Here is a 16,194-nt window from a genome sequence, read left to right as displayed (position 1 = left end):
TCAGGCCCTCGGCCTCGCCTCCGTCGCCGACCCGCTCACCGCTTAATCCCCCGAACCGCCGGATACGGACCCGTATGTCCGGTGGTGTGGGAGGGGGGAGCCGCGAGGCTTCCCCCTATCCCGATACTGACCGGGCCGCCCATGCTCTCCTACATCGTCAATCGCCTGATCGGCATGGTCGCGGTGATGTTCATCGTGGCGACGGTCGTCTTTATCATCATCCGGGTGACGCCGGGCGACCCCGCCGCGGTGATGCTCGGCCCCGATGCCCAGCCGTCGGACATCGTCGAGCTGCGGGCCAAGCTCGGCCTCGACCAGCCGCTGCCGGTGCAATATGTCGGCTGGCTCGGCCAGATCGCGGTCGGCGATCTCGGCCAGTCGATCTTCCTGAACCAGCCGGTGCTGAGCGCGATCGGCGACCGGGCCGAGCCGACCCTGATGCTGACCCTGCTGTCGATGCTGATCGCGGTGGCCATCGCGCTGCCGGTCGGCATCGCCTCCGCCGTCTGGCGCGGATCGCTGCTCGATCAGTCGGTGCTGACCGTGTCGATGCTCACCGCCAGCATCCCCAGCTTCTGGCTCGGCCTGATCCTGATGCAGATCTTCTCGGTCAAGCTCGGCTGGTTTCCGGTCGCCGGCTATGGCGGGCCGGGCGCCAGCTTCCTCGACCGCATGACTCACCTGGTGCTGCCGGCGATCGTGTTGGGCCTCGTCAACTCCGCCCTGATCACCCGCTTTACCCGGGCCAGCATGCTCGACGTGCTGAACGACGACTATGTCCGCACCGCCCGCGCCAAGGGCCTGCCGGAGTGGCGCGTGGTGCTGAAGCACGCACTGAAGAACGCGCTGATCCCGATCCTGACCGTGATCGGCCTGACCACGGCGCTGCTGGTCTCCGGCGCGGTCGTGACCGAGACCGTGTTCGGCCTGCCGGGGGTCGGCAATCTCGTGGTCAACGGCGTGCTGCGGCGCGACTACCCGGTGATCCAGGGGGCGCTGCTGGTGATCGCGGCGCTCTACGTCCTGATCAATCTCGTCATCGACCTGCTCTACCTCTTCGTCGACCCCAGGGTGCGCACCTGATGGCCGCCACCGCCTCCATGCCCCGTTTAAACAATAATGGCGCCGGCGAGCGGTTGAAGCTCGCCCGCCTGCTGGTCCGCCGCAAGACCGCGCTGATCGGCCTGATCATCCTGGTCGTGCTGGTCCTGGCCGCGGCCCTGGCGCCATACATCACCGGCTACGCGCCGCAGAAGCTGTCGATCGTGAACCGGCTGAAGCCGCCCAGCGGCGCGCATTGGTTCGGCACCGACGAGTTCGGCCGCGACGTCTTCACCCGCGCCGTCTATGGCGGCCGGCTGTCGCTGTTCGTCGGCTTCGCGGTGGTGATCCTGTCCTCGGTGCTGGGCATCGTGCTCGGCCTCGTCGCCGGCTTCTTCCGGCCGGCCGACAAGGTGGTGGCCCGGGTGATCGACGCCATGATGGCCTTCCCGGACATCCTGCTGGCGATCTCGCTGGTCGCGGCGCTGGGGCCGTCGCTGGTCAACGTCATCCTGGCGCTCGGCATCGTCTACACGCCGCGCCTGGCCCGCATCGTCCGCGCCTCGACCCTGGTGCTCCGCGAGCTGCCCTTCGTCGAGGCGGCGCGGGCGCTCGGCGTCTCCACCTGGCGCATCGTCACCGCCCATGTCCTGCGCAACCTATGGTCGCCGATCCTGGTGCAGGGCACCTTCATCTTTGCCTACGCCATCCTGGCCGAGGCCGGGCTGTCCTTCCTCGGCGTCGGCGTCTCGCCCGAAATCCCGACCTGGGGGACCATGATCAATGCCGGCCAGCAATACATGGGCTCGGCCGACTGGATGATGGTCTTCCCGGGCCTCGCCATCGTGCTGTCGGTGGTGTCGCTGCAGATGGTCGGCGACGGCCTGCGCGACATCCTCGACCCCCGCCTGCGCAAGGAACTGTGATGCCTGTCCTGATCCGCGCCGCCCGTCCGGTCGGCTTCCCCGATCACCCCGGTGACACCCCGATCGACATCCTGGTCGCCGACGGCCGCGTGACTGCGGTGGGGCAGGGGATCGACGCCCCCGCCGACGCCGAGATCGTCGACGCCCGGGACGGCTGGGTGTCGCCCGGCTGGGCCGACCTGCACGCCCATGTCTATCACGGCGGCACCGACATCTCGATCCGCCCGTCCCAGGGCGGGCTTGCGCATGGCGTCACCACCATCGTCGACGCCGGATCGGCCGGCGAGGGCAACTTCGTCGGCTTCCGCGAGTTCATCGCCGAGCCGGCGGCGGAACGGGTGGTCGCCTTCCTCAACATCGGCTCGATCGGCCTCGTCGCCTGCAACCGGGTCAGCGAGCTGATCGACCAGCGCTCGATCGACATCACCCGCACGCTCGCAGTGATAGAGATGAACCGCGACATCATCCGCGGCATCAAATGCCGGGCCTGCAGCACGGTGACCGGCGCCTGGGGCATCACCCCGGTGAAGATCGCCAAGAAGGTGGCGAAGATCGCCAAGCTGCCGCTGATGGTCCATGTCGGCGAGCCGCCGCCGCTGCTGGAGGAGGTGCTGGAGGTGCTGACCCCCGGCGATGTCCTGACCCACTGCTTCCACGGCAAGCCGGGCGGCAACATCCTCGAGGACGAGGAGCTGTTCGGCATCGCCAAGCAGGTGGCGGCGGCCGGGGTGCGGCTGGATGTCGGGCATGGCGGCGCCTCCTTCTCCTTCAAGGTGGCGCGGGCCGGGATCGAGCGCGGCCTGCATCCCTTCTCGATCTCCACCGACCTGCATCTGCGGTCGATCGAAGGCCCGGTCTGGGACATGGCGACCACCATGTCGAAGCTGCTGGCCGTCGGCATGCCCTTCGCCGAGGTGGTGGCCGCCGCCAGCACCCGCCCGCGCTCGGTGGTCGGGCTGCCGGCGGAGGGCAACCTGCGGGTCGGGGCGGAGGCGGATTTCACCGTCTTTGGGCTGGAGGATGCGTCGGTGACGCTGCCGGATTCCTCCGGCGACAGCGCCACGCTCGACAAGCTGTTCACGCCGCGCCACGCCATCCTCGGCACCAGATCGGTCAAGGCCGCGCGCCTGTTCGATCCGGCGATCCACGGATGAGCGCCAGCAGCCGCGACATCGTCCTCGCGGTCGAGGATCTGCGGACCTGGTTCCACAGCCGGGACGGCGTCGCCAAATCGGTCGACGGCGTGTCCTTCGACCTGGCGCGCGGCGAGACGCTGGCGATCGTCGGCGAATCCGGCTCCGGCAAGTCGGTCACCAGCCTGTCGATCATGGGCCTGCTGCCGAAGCCGGCCGGGCGGATCGAGAGCGGCGCCATCCGCTTCCGCGACCGCAAGGGCACGACGCATGACTTGGCCCACGCCTCCCAGGCGCTGCTCCGCCGCCTGCGCGGCGCCGAGATCGCGATGATCTTCCAGGAGCCGATGACCAGCCTGAACCCGCTGTTCACCGTCGGCGACCAGATCGCCGAGGCGGTGCAGCTGCATGAGGGCACCGGCCGCGGGAAGGCGATGGCCCGCGCCCGGGAGATGCTGGATCTGGTCGAGATCCCGGCGGCGGCGTCGCGGCTGAACGACTACCCCCACCAGATGTCGGGCGGCATGCGCCAGCGGGTGATGATCGCGCTGGCCCTGTCCTGCAACCCGTCGATGCTGATCGCGGACGAGCCGACCACCGCGCTGGACGTCACCATCCAGGCCCAGATCCTGGACCTGCTGCGCCGGCTGCAGGCGGAGATCGGCATGTCGATCCTGTTCGTCACCCACAATATGGGCGTGGTGGCCGAGATCGCGCAGCGCGTCGCCGTGATGTATGCCGGACGGGTGGTCGAGGAGGCGCCGGTGCTCGACCTGTTCGACCGGCCGCGCCACCCCTACACCAGCGGCCTGCTGTCCTGCATCCCGAACGCCCGCACCGGCGGCCGGCACGACGACGCCAGGCTGCAGCCGATCCCCGGCACGGTGCCCAGCATCATGGCCCTGCCGCCCGGCTGTGCCTTCGCGCCGCGCTGCCCGCTGACCGAGACCGCCTGCGAGACGGCAGTGCCCGGCCTCGACGCGGTGCAGGCCGGCCACCGCTCCCGCTGCCGGAGGACCGACCAGCTGTGACCGCCGCCGCCCTCCGCACCGAAACCGATCCCGCCGCGCCGCTGCTCGACGTGCAGAACCTGTCGGTGCATTTCCCGATCGGCGGCGGCCGCGTCGTCCGCGCCGTGGAAAACGTCAGCCTGTCGATCCGGCGCGGCAGCATCGTCGGCCTGGTCGGCGAATCCGGCTCCGGCAAGACCACGACCGGCCGCGCCATCCTGCGGCTGATCGAGCCGACCGGCGGCCGGGTGATGTTCGACGGCACCGACATCACCGCCTTGCCGGAGCGTGCGTTCCGCGCCTGGCGCCGGCGCATGCAGATCGTGTTCCAGGACCCCTATGCCAGCCTCAACCCGCGGATGAGCGTGGCCGAGATCCTGGGCGAGGCGCTGGACACCCATGGCCTGGCCAAGGGCCGCCGCAGCCAGCGGATCGGCGAGCTGCTGGAACGCGTCGGCCTCAACGCCGACCACCAGCGCCGCTTCCCGCATGAATTCTCCGGCGGCCAGCGCCAGCGCATCGGCATCGCCCGGGCGCTGGCGGTGGAGCCCGACTTCATCGTGGCGGACGAGCCGGTCTCGGCCCTCGACGTCTCGGTCCAGGCCCAGGTGCTGAACCTGATCCAGGACATCCAGCGCGACCTCGGCCTGACCCTGCTGTTCGTCGCCCACGACCTCGCCGTGGTCGACTATCTCTGCGACGAGATCGTGGTGATGTATCTCGGCCGGATCATGGAGAAGGGGCCGACCCGCCTGGTCTATGACCGGCCGCGCCACCCCTACACCAAGGCGCTGCTGTCGGCCGCGCCGGTGCCGGACCCGCGGGCGAAGCGCGACCGCATCATCCTGAAGGGCGACATCCCCAGCCCGATCGCGCCGCCCTCCGGCTGCGTGTTCCGCACCCGCTGCCCGATGGCGATCGAGGCCTGCGCCCAGGCGGTGCCGCCGCTGGCCGAGCGCGAGCCCGGGCGCTTCGTCGCCTGCATCCGCGACGCCGAACTGAACGATCAAACGACCACGGACTGACCATGCCCAACGTCTACGACCGCCTTGCCGCGCTCGGCATCACGCTGCCCAAGGCGCCGCCGCCGGTCGCGAATTTCGAGACCCACCGGATCTCCGGCCAGCTCCTGTTCCTGTCCGGCCAGGGCCCGACCGAGGCCGACGGCTTCATGCATCGCGGCAAGGTCGGCGCCACGATCGACCGCGAGATCGCCTACCGCCATGCGCGGCTGACCGGGATCAACCTGATCGCTGTGATGCAGGAGGCGCTGGGCGACCTCAACCGCGTCACCGGCATCGTCAAGCTGCTCGGCATGGTCAACGCCGTGCCGGAGTTCGAGCATCATCCCGCGGTGATCAACGGCTGCTCCGACCTGTTCGTCGAGCTGTTCGGGCCGGAGATAGGGCGCCATGCCCGCTCCGCCGTCGGCATGGGGTCGCTGCCGAGCCAGATCACCGTCGAGATCGAAGCCATCGTCGAATTCGCGCGCTGAAGGATAGGGCCATGAAGTCGAACGAGGATATCCGCCGCCGCCTGGGCCTGCGCCCGGTGATCAACGTCTCCGGCACCATGACCTCGCTGGGCGCCTCGATCGTGGTGCCGGAGGCGGTGCAGGCCGTGGCCGAGGTGCTGCCGCAATTCGTCGAGATCACCGACCTGCAGCGCAAGGCCAGCGCCCGGATCGCCAGGTCCTGCGCCACCGAGGCCGGCTTCGTCACCGCCTCGGCCTCGGCCGGGATCAGCCTGGCCGTGGCCGGCGCCATGACCGGCGACGACCTGCTGGCGATCGAGCGGTTGCCCGACACCACGGGCCTGCCGAAGACCGAGGTGCTGCTGCAGGTCGGCCACATGGTCAGCTACGGCGCCCCGGTCGACCAGGCGGTGCGGCTGGCCGGCGCCAGGGTGGTGCCGGTCGGCACCGCCACCGCGGCCGCGGGCTACCAGCTGGACGGCGCCATCACCGAGCGCACGGCCGCGGCGCTCTATGTCGTCTCGCACCATGTCGTGCAGTATGGCCAGATCCCGCTCGAGGAGTTCGCCGCGATCTGCCGCGCCAAGGGCGTGCCGGTGATCGTCGACGCCGCCTCGGAATACGACCTGATCGGCTTCCTGGCCCGCGGCGCGGACCTGGTGATCTACAGCTCGCACAAGTTCCTCGGCGGCCCGACCGCCGGGATCGTCGCCGGCCGCGAGGACCTGGTGCGCGCCGCCTTCCTGCAGAACCGGGGCATCGGCCGCGGCATGAAGGTCGGCAAGGAGGGCGTGGTCGGCACCATCGCCGCGCTCGACGCCTGGGAGAAGCGCGACCACGCCGCGGCGCGGGCCCGTGAGGACAGCCACCTCAAGCTCTGGCATGAGGGCCTGGCCGGGCTGCCCGGCGTCACCGCGGTGATCGAGCCGGACCCGACCGACAATCCGCTCGACCGGCTCAAGGTGACGATCGACCCGGCCAAGGCCGGCCTCGCCGCCTGGGACGTCGCCGACCGGCTGGCCGCGGGCGACCCGCCGGTGATCGTCCGCGACCACGAGGTCGAGCACGGTTATGTCACCCTCGACCCCTGCAACCAGCATGACGGCGAGGCGCAGGTCGTGCTCGACCGCCTGCTGGCGGTGCTGCGCGGCGCCGCGGGCGACCCGCCGCAGGGCGACGCCCGGGCCCGGCTGCTGGCGCGGGCGCAGAAGGGGCTGGAGTCGCTGCTGCGCTTCCCGCGCTGACGGTCAAAAAGGGGATGCGGAGCCCACCCCATTCGGTCACACTCGAACCGTATCCGAGTTCGATTTGAGCCTGCCCGCCCGTCGGGCCGGGCCATAACGACCGAATGGGGTGGAGCGCCATGCCAAGATTTTGGCTGATGACGGCGGTGACCGCCGCGGTCCTGGGCTTCGCCGCGGTCCCGGCTTTGGCCCAGGACGCCGCCGTTCCGGACGCCGCCACCCAGCTGTCCTGGCCGCGGGATTTCGACCAGGGCGACCAGCGGGTCGAGATCTACCAGCCGCAGATCGAGGATTGGAGCGGCGACCGCCTCTCCGGCCGGGCCGCCATCGCCATCGGCGCCAAGGACGGCCAGCCGGTCTACGGCGTCGCCCGGTTCAGCGCCGATACCGACATCGACAAGACCGCCGGCCTGGTCCGGCTGCACGACATCACCATCGACGCGGTCGAGGTCCCGACCGCACCCGACAAGGCGCCGGAGCTGCAGAAGGCACTGCAGGCGCAGCTTCCGGCCGACGGCATGACCGTCGCGCTCGACCATCTGCAGACCAGCTACGCCGCGCAGCAGCAGATCGCCAGGCAGGCCGGCGTGCCGGTGCAGAACGACCCGCCGAGGATCGTCTTCGCCAGCGCGCCGACCGTGCTGGTGTCGATCGACGGCGATCCGGTGCTGCGCCCGGTGGACGGGGCGGCCGGCTATCAGCGGGTGGTGAACGCCCGCGCCCTGATCCTGCAGGAGGGCGAGACCTTCCACATCCAGGCCGCCGGGTCCTGGTACGCGGCGTCCGCGCTGGGCGGCACCTGGGTGGTGACGGCGGCGCCTCTGGCGGCGCTGCAGGCGGCGGCGACGGCGGCCGCGCAATCCGCCGCGCCCGACCCGCTGCTGCCGGAGGACGGCAAGCCGCCGGCGGCTCCGCCCTCCCTCCTTGTCGTCACCCAGCCGACCGAGCTGGTGGTCACCAGCGGGCCGCCGCAGATCGCGCCCGTGGCCGGGGTCGGCCTGCTGACCATGACCAATGCCGACCACGCCGTCTTCGTCGATCCGTCCAGCAACACCTATTACCTGCTGGTCTCCGGCCGCTGGTTCAAATCGGCCGGGCTGGACGGGCCGTGGAGCTTCGTGCCGCCGGACTCGCTGCCGGCCGATTTCGCCAAGATCTCGCCCGACGACCCGAAGGCCGATGTGCTGGTCTCGGTCGCCGGCACGCCGCAGGCGAAGGAGGCGGCGATCGCGGCCTCGATCCCGCAGACCGCCACGGTCTCGCGCAGCAAGGCGAGCCTCAAGGTGTCCTATGCCGGCGACGTGCCGGAGTTCCGGCCGATCGCGGGCACGCCGCTGGCCTATGCCGCCAACACGCCGGTGCCGGTGATCCGGGTCGACGCGGAGCACTATTACGCCGTGTCGAAGGGCGTCTGGTTCGTCGCCCTGGTGCCGGCCGGCCCGTGGCGCGTCGCCGATGCGGTGCCGGCGGTGATCTACACCATCCCGGCCGCGTCGCCGCTGCACTACGTCACCTATGTCCGGATCTATTCGGCGACGCCGGAGGAGGTGGTGGTCGGCTACACGCCGGGCTATCTCGGCGTCGTCGTCAGCCCCGCCGGCACCGTGGTCTACGGCACCGGCTACGTCTACCCGGCCTATGTCGCGGGCGATGTCTGGTACGGCTATCCGGCGACCTATGGCTACGGCGCCGGCTTCGGCCTGGGCACGGCGACGGGCTTCGCCTTCGGCTTCGCGGCCGGGGCGCTGTGGGGCTCCGCGTCGCCCTATTGGGGGCCGTATTGGGGTTATGACGGCCACTACGTCAACTGGGGCCATGTCGACGTCAACCAGGTCAACGTCTACGGCCGCTGGGGCGAGGGCACGGTCACCCATGCCAGCGGCTGGAACGGCTGGACCGACACGAGCTGGAGCGGCAGCCACGTCTCCGGCTTCAACCCCTACACCGGCGCCCACGGCCAGGCCGGCCGGGCCGGGGCGTTCGACTGGAACACCGGCGGCTACGCGGCCGGACGGCAGGGCTCCTTCGCCAACCCCTCGACCGGTGTCGCCGCCGCCGGCCGGGCCGGCATCACCGGCAATATCGACACCGGCAACTACCAGGCCGGCCGCCAGGTCGCCGGGGTGAATGCGCAGACCGGCCGGATCGGCGCCGCCGAGACCACCGTCACCGGCAATGTCCAGAGCGGCGACCGCTCGGTCGACAGCAAGGGGGTCGTGGTCAATCCCCGCACCGATTCCGGCGTGGCCTGGAACAACGGCAACGTCTATGCCGGCCATGACGGCAACGTCTACCAGCACAACGATGACGGCTGGCAGAAGCACGACTCCAGCGGCTGGCAGCCGGTGCAGCGCAACGACAACGAGTTGCGCGGGCTCGACGACCAGCGCGGGGCGCGCGGCCTGGGCGAACAGCGGCTGGACAGCTTCGACCGCGGCGGGCGGTACGGCGGCAGGAGCTTCCGCCGCCGCTGACCGCCGCCGGCCCTCAGACAGGGTCCTCCAGGCTGAACTGGCTGCTCTCGCCGTCATAGGCGAACAGCTCGGCGTAGCGGCCCCAGGAGATTGCGGCGCGGAGGGTTTCCTCCGCCCGGCCCTCGGACATGAAATCCTCCAGCTCCTCGCTGAAGCGCAGCCGCGGGGCGCGGTGGGTCGGCCGCTCGTCCAGCACCCGCCGGATCAGCGCCGCGATCGGCACATGCGCCAGCAGATGCGCCGCGAACAGCCGCTTGCGGTGGTCGACATCGGACTCCGCGAACAGCCGGCCGTGCTCGGTCAGGTGGATGTCGCCGTCGGCCAGCTCGGCGAAGCGCAGCAGCTGCAGCGTCTCGGCGATCGGGAACAGCTCGTCCGCCTCCATCTGCAGCGTCGCCGCCAAATCCGGCAGGTCGGCCCGGCCGTTGTAGGGCGCCGCGGCCAGCGCCTCCATCAGGCCCGACATCAGGTTGGTCGAGACATGCGGCAGCTCCATGCCGATGCCGGTGCCGGGGAAGCCCGCCTTGGGCCCGGCCTTCTCCGCCGGGCTGCGGTTGGTCATGCGGGCGTAGATGTCGTCGACCATCCGCCGGAACTCCGGGTCCAGCCGGTTGCGCGGATGCGGCAGGTCGATCCTGATCTCTGCCGCCACCCGGCCGGGGTTGGAGGAGAAGATCAGGACGCGGTCGCACATCAGGATCGCCTCCTCGATGTTGTGCGTCACCATCAGGATCGACTTGATCGGCAGCCGGCCTTCCATCCACAGGTCGATCAGGTCGGTGCGCAGCGTCTCCGCCGTCAGGACATCCAGCGCCGAGAACGGCTCGTCCATCAGCATCAGCCGGGGATGCACGACGAGGGCGCGGGCGAAGCCGACGCGCTGGCGCATGCCGCCCGACAGCTCCTTCGGATAGGCGCTCTCGAAGCCGTCCAGGCCGATCAGGTCGATCGCCTCCAGCGCCCGCCGCCGCCGCTCCGCCGCCGGGATGCCCTGGGCCTCCAGCCCGATCTCGACGTTCTGCAGCACGGTCAGCCAGGGGAACAGGGCGAAGCTCTGGAACACCATCGACAGGCCCTCGGACGGGCCGGCGACCGGGCGGCCGCACCAGGTGACGGCGCCGGCGGTCGGCGGCACCAGCCCGGCGATGATCCGCAGCAGCGACGACTTGCCGGAGCCGGAGCGGCCGAGCAGCCCGACGATCTCGCCCTCGCGGATGGTCAGCGAGACGTCGTCCAGCACCAGCAAATCGGCGCTGTCGCCCTTGCGGTAGGCCTGGCGGACGCCGGCGATGTCGATCAGCACCGGGTTGGGGTTGGAGGCCGGGGTGTGGGCAATGGTCTGGTACATGATCGTGGCCCTCAGTCGAGGCGCAGCCGGCGGGCGGCGAAGGTGAAGAGCGGCCGCCACAGCAGGCGGTTGAACAGCGAAACGAAGACCGACATCACGGCGATGCCGAGCACGATGCGCGGATAGTCCCCGGCACTGGTGGCCTGGGCGATGTAGGCGCCGAGGCCGTGCGCGGTCAGGGTGGTGTCGCCCCAGCTCGCCACCTCGGCGACGATGCTGGCGTTCCAGGACCCGCCGCTGGCGGTGATCGCCCCGGTGACGTAGTAGGGGAAGATCCCGGGCAGGATCACCTTGCGCCACCAGCTCCAGCCGCCGATGCGGAAGCTGGCCGCCGCCTCCTTCAAATCGGTCGGGAAGGCGCTGGCGCCGGCGATGACGTTGAACAGGATGTACCACTGGGTGCCCAGCACCATCAGCGGCGCCAGCCAGATGTCTGGGTCGAGGCCCAGCCGGACGATCGCCACCACCGCGAAGGGGAAGGCGATGTTGGCCGGGAAGGCGGCCAGGAACTGGGCCAGCGGCTGCACCCGCTCGGCGACGCGGGGGCGCAGGCCGACCCAGACGCCGATCGGCACCCAGACCACCGTCGCCAGCGCGATCAGCACCACGACGCGGATCAGGGTGTAGAACCCCAGCAGCAGCGCCTCGCCGGCATCGCCCCAGCTCAGCTCGGTGGCCACGAAGCCGACGATCTGCCACAGCGCATAGGCGATCGCCGCCAGCAGCAGGGCGATGAAGCCCCGATCCGCCCAGCGGCTGGACCAGATCCGGGCGACCACGCCGTCGTCGATCGTCCCGGCCGGGATGAAGGCGAAGCGCCGGCGCGACACGGTGCGAGTCAAAAAGCCGACCGGCGACAGCGCCAGCTGGAACAGCCGGGTGCGCTGCACCAGGGTCAGCAGCCAGGAGCGCGGCCGGGTGGTGCCGGCCGACTGCTCGAACCGGAACTTCTCGGCCCAGGCCACCAGCGGCCGGAACAGCAGCTGGTCATAGGCCAGGATCACCGCGCCCATCACCAGCACGGCCCAGCCGACGGCGGCCAGGTCGCGCTGGTCGATCGCCCGGGCGACGTAGGAGCCGACGCCGGGCAGGGTGATGGTGGTGTCGCCGACCGAGATCGCCTCCGACGCCACCACGAAGAACCAGCCGCCCGACATCGACATCATGGTGTTCCACACCAGGCCGGGCATGGCGAAGGGCACCTCCAGCCGCCAGAAGCGCTGCCAGGACGACAGGCGGAAGCTGCGGCTGGCCTCGTCCAGGTCGCGCGGCACGGTCTTCAGCGACTGGTAGAAGCTGAAGGTCATGTTCCAGGCCTGGGAGGTGAAGATGGCGAACACCGCGGCGCATTCGACGCCCAGCACCTGGCCCGGGAACAGGGCCATGAAGCCGACCACGGTGAAGGACAGGAAGCCCAGCACCGGCACCGACTGCAGGATGTCGAGCAGCGGGATCAGCACCATCTCCGCCCGCCGGCTCTTGGCCGCGGCGGTGGCGTAGACGAAGGTGAAGACCAGCGAGGCGACGATCGCCGCCAGCATGCGCAGCGTGGTGCGCAGCGCATAGTCGGGCAGCGCCAGGGGATCGAGCGAGATCGGCGTCTGTTGGAGGCCGGCCAGGGGCGCCAGCGTGGCGCGGCCGCCATGGGCGACCAGCACGATGCCGCCGAAAACGAGGGCGAACGCCACCAGGTCCCAGAGATTGGGCAGATAGCGCGGACGCTCCGCCGCGAGGGCGGGATAGTGGAAGGTCATGATGTCCGTCCGGAAGGCAGGCAGTCGCAATCGCCGCGCATCCGTCGGGACGCGCGGTGCGGAATCGCCGGCGGAGTGCCGGCGTCAGCCTTGCCTTCGGTCGTCACCCTCCAGGGTGGCGCGCCGATAGGACGGACGATGATCGAAAGACTGGTGCTTCATGGGTTCACCTCGCACCGGCGCGGCCTGGCCGCGCGACGAGGTGAACCGGACCCGGAGGGTCAGGCTCGCAGCGTCGGCGCCGGCAAAGTCGCGCTAGGTCGACTGGGCGTGCTCATCGGAGCGGCGGATCCTTGATTGCGTCGGGAACTGGCCTCGACAAGGGCGATATCGCGCCGCGGAGCGAAGCGGTCAAGCCGTTTCCCGGGCCTGTACGATTTGTAAGGAAAGGGTCATGCGCGGCCGGAGGTCCCGACCTCCAGCCGCTTCAGGAAGCGCAGCAGCGCGGCCTCGCCGCGGCGCCCGTCGGGATCGTCGCCCGGGGGCCAGCGCAGGGTCGCCGCCAGGTCGCCGTCGAGGAAGGCGCCGACCACGCCCGGATGGACATAGCAGGCCCGGCACACGGCCGGCGTGTTGCCCAGCTGCACCGCCACCTGCTCGATGCAGCGCACCACCGCAATCTTGGTCGGCGGCGCCTCCGGCTCCGCGCCCGAGGCCAGGATCTGGGCGGCCAGCAGCGTGCCGGCCCAGGTGCGGAAATCCTTGGCGGTGAAGTCCTGGCCTGCGATCTCGCGCAGATAGTCGTTCACGTCGTCCGACCCGACCGAATGGCGCTCGCCCGCGTCGTCGACATATTGGAACAGGCGATGGCCGGGCAGGTCCTGACAGGACCGGACGATGCGGGCGATGCGGCGGTCGCGGAAGGCGGCGCGGTGCAGCCGGCCGCTCTTGGCCTTGAACTCGAAGCGCACGGCGCCGCCTTCGACATCGACATGGCGCTTGCGCAGGGTGGTCAGGCCGAAGCTCTTGTTGGCCTTGGTGTATTCGTCGTTGCCGATGCGGATCAGCGTCGCTTCCAGCAGGCGCACGATGGCGGCCAGCACCTTGGTCCGGGTCAGGCCGCGCTCGGCCAGGTCGGCGTCGACCCGCTTGCGGATGCGGGGCAGGGCGCGGCCGAAGGCGAGCATGCGGTTGTACTTGGTCTCCGCCCGCGCCTCCTTCCAGCGCGCATGGTAGCGGTACTGCTTGCGGCCGCGCTGGTCGCGCCCGCTGGCCTGCAGATGGCCGCGCGGGTTCAGGCAGATCCAGACATCGGTGTAGGCCGGGGGGATGGCGAGCTTGCGGATCCGGGCCAGCGTGTCCCGGTCGCGCACCGAGCTGCCGTCCGGCATCCGGTAGGCGAAGCCCGTGCCGGACCGGCGGCGGCTTATGCCGGGATCGGTGTCGGAGACATAGCGCATCCCGTTCGCCCGCGCCTCGTCGGGTGGGGAAGGGGCGGGGGCTGCGGTGTCGGCCATTCTGGAAAAGCGACTCCTGCGCGGGGAACGGCGCTTGGACCAACGGCGCCGCCGCCGCTATGGTTCCGGTCCCGACCGCAACCGTGCCGAAGCCTGTGGCCGATCCGATCCGCATCCTCGTCGACGCCGATGCCTGCCCGGTGAAGGCCGAGATCTACCGCGTCGCCGAGCGCTACGGGGTGGAGGTCTTCGTCGTCACCAATGGCGGGGTGCTGGTGCCGCGCGACCCGCGCATCCGGCTGGTGATCGTCAGCGACGGCTTCGACGCCGCCGACGACTGGATCGCCGAGCGCTGCGGGCCGTCCGACATCGTGGTCACCGCCGACATCCAGCTGGCCGACCGCTGCCTGAAGGCGGGGGCGACCGTGATCGGCAACACCGGCCGGCCCTTCACCAAGGAATCGATCGGCATGGCCCTGGCCAGCCGGGCGCTGATGGCCGATCTGCGCGCCATGGGCACGGTCGGCGGCGGCAACAAGCCGATGGTGGCCAAGGACAAGTCCACCTTCCTGTCGGCGCTCGACGCCGCCGTGGTCCGCCTGCGCCGCGCTCCGCCGCCGCGGCCGGCTTGAGGAGCCGATGGGGCGAACTGCCCGTGCGGCGAGACGATCATGTCCCGCGGCACGCCCGCCTGCAGCAGCCCCTCGCCGATCTGGCGCTCGGACGGAAAGCTGGAGATCACCACCTTGCGGCCGCCGCGCAGCACGTCGTCGGGCGCGATCACGGCGTGGCGGCCGACGGTGTGGCCGTGCTTCTGGGTGTCGCGGTCGGGGATCGCCAGGATCCGGGCAGGGCTCTCCAGCGACGTCCGCTCCAGCATGGTCGAGGTGTGCAGCCCGGCGCCCCAGACATAGATCTCCTCGCCCGGCCGGAGGCCGGCCTGCAGCCGCTCCTCGACCGCGCCCCAGCGCCGCGCCTCGACATCGCCATAGGCCCGGCAGAAGGCGCGGTTCTTGGCGAAGCCGCCGACCAGCGGCCGGTCGGGCTGCGGCGCCTGCTTGCGGGCCAGGACGGTGATCACCGGATAGGGGTAGTGCTCGACCGTGACCGGCGCCTGCAGGATGCCGAAGCCGGTGCGGGCCAGCAGGTTGTCGAGCGAGGTCTCGTCGAAGTAGTTGACGTGCTCCATCATGAACAGGCCGGGCGGGTTGACCTCCGGCGCGGCCAGGCACGGCACCTCGAGCAGCAGCAGCCCGCCCTCGGCCAGGGCCGCATGCACGCGGCGCAGCGTCGCCGCCGGGTCGTAGATGTGTTCCAGCACATGCGAGAAGGTGATCAGGTCCTCGCCGGCGCGATGCGGCAGCGCCTCCTCGTCGCCGCCCAGGTCGACCTCGATGCGGTTGCGCTCGCGCGCCTGCTCGACCGCCCTGGGCGACAGGTCGCAGCCGGCCACGGTCCAACCCAGCTTGCGGAAGTGCCAGAGCATCGAGCCGCTGGAGGAGCCGACATCATACATCCGGCCGGGCCGCACGCCGTCGGCCTGGACCATGGCGATCATCCGCCGGGCGGTGTCGATCAGCGGCGGCTCGCCGCCGCCGAAGACGGTGTAGTTGGAGAAGGTCTGGTACTGGCGCAGCATGGTCTCGGGCGAGACCGCGGGGTCCTGCAGCGTCAGGCCGCACTGGGAGCAGCAGCGCAGGGCGTAGGTGACGCGGCCGAGGCCGCAGACATCCATCGCCGTCTCGAACACCGTCTCGCCCTCGGTCGAGCCGCAGACGAAGCAGGCGCGGCGGATGGTCGAATTCTGCATTAAACTTCCCCCGGAAATCCGATGTCCCAGGAAATATTCGGAAGTTCCCGGAAGCATTCAGAAACACGATGGGAGGATAGGCGGCCGATCCCGATCTGTCACGCTTGGCGCAAGGCGCAAGGCGCCTGCGCGGGCGGGTGAGGCGGCTGCCCTACGCCTCGACCAGATCGAGGCGCTTTTTGATCCGCTCGATGTCGCCGGCCATCCGGTCAAGCCGCCGAGACACGCTGGCATACTGGCTTTCCAGATTGCCGACGCGCTCCTTCAGTTCGACGAGGTCCGTTTTGACCTCGGCGATGTCGCCGCGGATCGCACGGAGCAGATCCAGAACGATGTTGTCGGGCTTGTCGGTCATCTGTCGGCCGGAGTGTCGATGGCTGCCGGGCAGCCTACACTAGAAATGGGGACGCAGCGAAAAGCGTAAAGAGCGCCGCTGCAACCCGCGGAAGCCCAAAAAATATGGTGCCGGATGCAGGGGTCGAACCCGCGACCTTCGGTTTACAAAACCGCTGCTCTACCGACTGAGCTAATCCGGCGCCGGCCCATTCCCTAACGAGTCCCGCCGCCGCTGTCCAGCGGGGAG

Annotated in this window: 13 protein-coding genes, 1 tRNA gene and 1 pseudogene; 9 read left to right on the top strand and 6 right to left on the bottom strand. The window is 70.4% G+C overall.

The window, feature by feature from the left end; all coding sequences use genetic code 11:
* Nucleotides 1-141 precede the first annotated feature (141 nt).
* From ACTOWL_RS28225 to ACTOWL_RS28190, 8 genes are all read left to right on the top strand, one after another.
* Nucleotides 142-1,083, top strand: coding sequence for an ABC transporter permease (locus ACTOWL_RS28225; protein WP_441324609.1), 942 nt, complete (start codon nucleotides 142-144; stop codon nucleotides 1,081-1,083).
* A 53-nt stretch (nucleotides 1,084-1,136) separates the two neighbouring features.
* Nucleotides 1,137-1,967 (top strand): ABC transporter permease, encoded by an 831-nt coding sequence (locus tag ACTOWL_RS28220; RefSeq protein WP_441324608.1) that lies wholly within the window; start codon nucleotides 1,137-1,139, stop codon nucleotides 1,965-1,967.
* Complete coding sequence (locus tag ACTOWL_RS28215; RefSeq protein WP_441324607.1) at nucleotides 1,967-3,121, top strand: amidohydrolase/deacetylase family metallohydrolase; 1,155 nt, start codon at nucleotides 1,967-1,969, stop codon at nucleotides 3,119-3,121. Before ACTOWL_RS28220 ends, ACTOWL_RS28215 begins: the two co-directional genes overlap by 1 nt.
* Complete coding sequence (locus ACTOWL_RS28210; protein WP_441324606.1) at nucleotides 3,118-4,131, top strand: ABC transporter ATP-binding protein; 1,014 nt, start codon at nucleotides 3,118-3,120, stop codon at nucleotides 4,129-4,131. The genes ACTOWL_RS28215 and ACTOWL_RS28210 overlap by 4 nt, the downstream gene beginning before the upstream one ends.
* Nucleotides 4,128-5,135 (top strand): ABC transporter ATP-binding protein, encoded by a 1,008-nt coding sequence (locus tag ACTOWL_RS28205; protein WP_441324605.1) that lies wholly within the window; start codon nucleotides 4,128-4,130, stop codon nucleotides 5,133-5,135. Before ACTOWL_RS28210 ends, ACTOWL_RS28205 begins: the two co-directional genes overlap by 4 nt.
* A gap of 2 nt (nucleotides 5,136-5,137) precedes the next feature.
* Nucleotides 5,138-5,605: a RidA family protein gene (locus tag ACTOWL_RS28200; protein WP_441324604.1), complete on the top strand. Its 468-nt coding sequence runs from the start codon at nucleotides 5,138-5,140 to the stop codon at nucleotides 5,603-5,605.
* A gap of 11 nt (nucleotides 5,606-5,616) precedes the next feature.
* Nucleotides 5,617-6,828 carry an aminotransferase class V-fold PLP-dependent enzyme gene (locus ACTOWL_RS28195; protein ID WP_441324603.1) on the top strand — a complete coding sequence of 404 codons (1,212 nt, stop codon included), beginning with the start codon at nucleotides 5,617-5,619 and terminating at the stop codon, nucleotides 6,826-6,828.
* A 119-nt stretch (nucleotides 6,829-6,947) separates the two neighbouring features.
* Nucleotides 6,948-9,302: a hypothetical protein gene (locus ACTOWL_RS28190; protein ID WP_441324602.1), complete on the top strand. Its 2,355-nt coding sequence runs from the start codon at nucleotides 6,948-6,950 to the stop codon at nucleotides 9,300-9,302.
* 13 nt (nucleotides 9,303-9,315) lie between these two features.
* Here the strand turns inward: ACTOWL_RS28190 and ACTOWL_RS28185 are convergent, their stop codons facing one another.
* From ACTOWL_RS28185 to ACTOWL_RS28175, 3 genes are all read right to left on the bottom strand, one after another.
* A complete protein-coding gene (locus tag ACTOWL_RS28185) occupies nucleotides 9,316-10,650 on the bottom strand; it encodes an ABC transporter ATP-binding protein (RefSeq protein ID WP_441324601.1) in 1,335 nt (444 codons plus the stop codon).
* 11 nt (nucleotides 10,651-10,661) lie between these two features.
* Nucleotides 10,662-12,404 carry an ABC transporter permease gene (locus tag ACTOWL_RS28180; protein ID WP_441324600.1) on the bottom strand — a complete coding sequence of 581 codons (1,743 nt, stop codon included), beginning with the start codon at nucleotides 12,402-12,404 and terminating at the stop codon, nucleotides 10,662-10,664.
* Between the two features lie 392 nt (nucleotides 12,405-12,796).
* Nucleotides 12,797-13,861 carry a DNA topoisomerase IB gene (locus tag ACTOWL_RS28175; protein WP_441324599.1) on the bottom strand — a complete coding sequence of 355 codons (1,065 nt, stop codon included), beginning with the start codon at nucleotides 13,859-13,861 and terminating at the stop codon, nucleotides 12,797-12,799.
* A gap of 107 nt (nucleotides 13,862-13,968) precedes the next feature.
* On the opposite strand from ACTOWL_RS28175, the gene ACTOWL_RS28170 reads away from it, so the two are divergent.
* Nucleotides 13,969-14,433, top strand: a complete 465-nt coding sequence (locus ACTOWL_RS28170; protein ID WP_441324610.1) for a YaiI/YqxD family protein — start codon at nucleotides 13,969-13,971, stop codon at nucleotides 14,431-14,433.
* Between the two features lie 494 nt (nucleotides 14,434-14,927).
* On the opposite strand, the pseudogene ACTOWL_RS28165 reads toward ACTOWL_RS28170, so the two are convergent.
* From ACTOWL_RS28165 to ACTOWL_RS28155, 3 genes and pseudogenes are all read right to left on the bottom strand, one after another.
* Nucleotides 14,928-15,350 (bottom strand): annotated as a pseudogene (locus tag ACTOWL_RS28165) (class I SAM-dependent methyltransferase); the annotation flags it as partial.
* Between the two features lie 412 nt (nucleotides 15,351-15,762).
* Nucleotides 15,763-15,966 carry a hypothetical protein gene (locus ACTOWL_RS28160; protein WP_380310420.1) on the bottom strand — a complete coding sequence of 68 codons (204 nt, stop codon included), beginning with the start codon at nucleotides 15,964-15,966 and terminating at the stop codon, nucleotides 15,763-15,765.
* A gap of 105 nt (nucleotides 15,967-16,071) precedes the next feature.
* A tRNA-Thr gene (locus ACTOWL_RS28155) sits at nucleotides 16,072-16,147 on the bottom strand.
* Between the last annotated feature and the right edge of the window lie 47 nt (nucleotides 16,148-16,194).

Source organism: Inquilinus sp. CA228, assembly GCF_052078665.1.
Lineage (GTDB): Bacteria > Pseudomonadota > Alphaproteobacteria > DSM-16000 > Inquilinaceae > Inquilinus.
The sequence above is the reverse complement of the archived record's forward strand: the minus strand, read 5'-3'. Positions and strand labels throughout refer to the sequence as shown.

Coding starts and splice junctions, on each gene's coding strand:
- ACTOWL_RS28225 (WP_441324609.1), top strand. CDS start 142: ATGCTCTCCTACATCGTCAATCGCCTGATCGGCATGGTCGCGGTGATG.
- ACTOWL_RS28215 (WP_441324607.1), top strand. CDS start 1,967: ATGCCTGTCCTGATCCGCGCCGCCCGTCCGGTCGGCTTCCCCGATCAC.
- ACTOWL_RS28210 (WP_441324606.1), top strand. CDS start 3,118: ATGAGCGCCAGCAGCCGCGACATCGTCCTCGCGGTCGAGGATCTGCGG.
- ACTOWL_RS28200 (WP_441324604.1), top strand. CDS start 5,138: ATGCCCAACGTCTACGACCGCCTTGCCGCGCTCGGCATCACGCTGCCC.
- ACTOWL_RS28195 (WP_441324603.1), top strand. CDS start 5,617: ATGAAGTCGAACGAGGATATCCGCCGCCGCCTGGGCCTGCGCCCGGTG.
- ACTOWL_RS28190 (WP_441324602.1), top strand. CDS start 6,948: ATGCCAAGATTTTGGCTGATGACGGCGGTGACCGCCGCGGTCCTGGGC.
- ACTOWL_RS28185 (WP_441324601.1), bottom strand. CDS start 10,650: ATGTACCAGACCATTGCCCACACCCCGGCCTCCAACCCCAACCCGGTG.
- ACTOWL_RS28180 (WP_441324600.1), bottom strand. CDS start 12,404: ATGACCTTCCACTATCCCGCCCTCGCGGCGGAGCGTCCGCGCTATCTG.
- ACTOWL_RS28175 (WP_441324599.1), bottom strand. CDS start 13,861: ATGGCCGACACCGCAGCCCCCGCCCCTTCCCCACCCGACGAGGCGCGG.
- ACTOWL_RS28160 (WP_380310420.1), bottom strand. CDS start 15,966: ATGACCGACAAGCCCGACAACATCGTTCTGGATCTGCTCCGTGCGATC.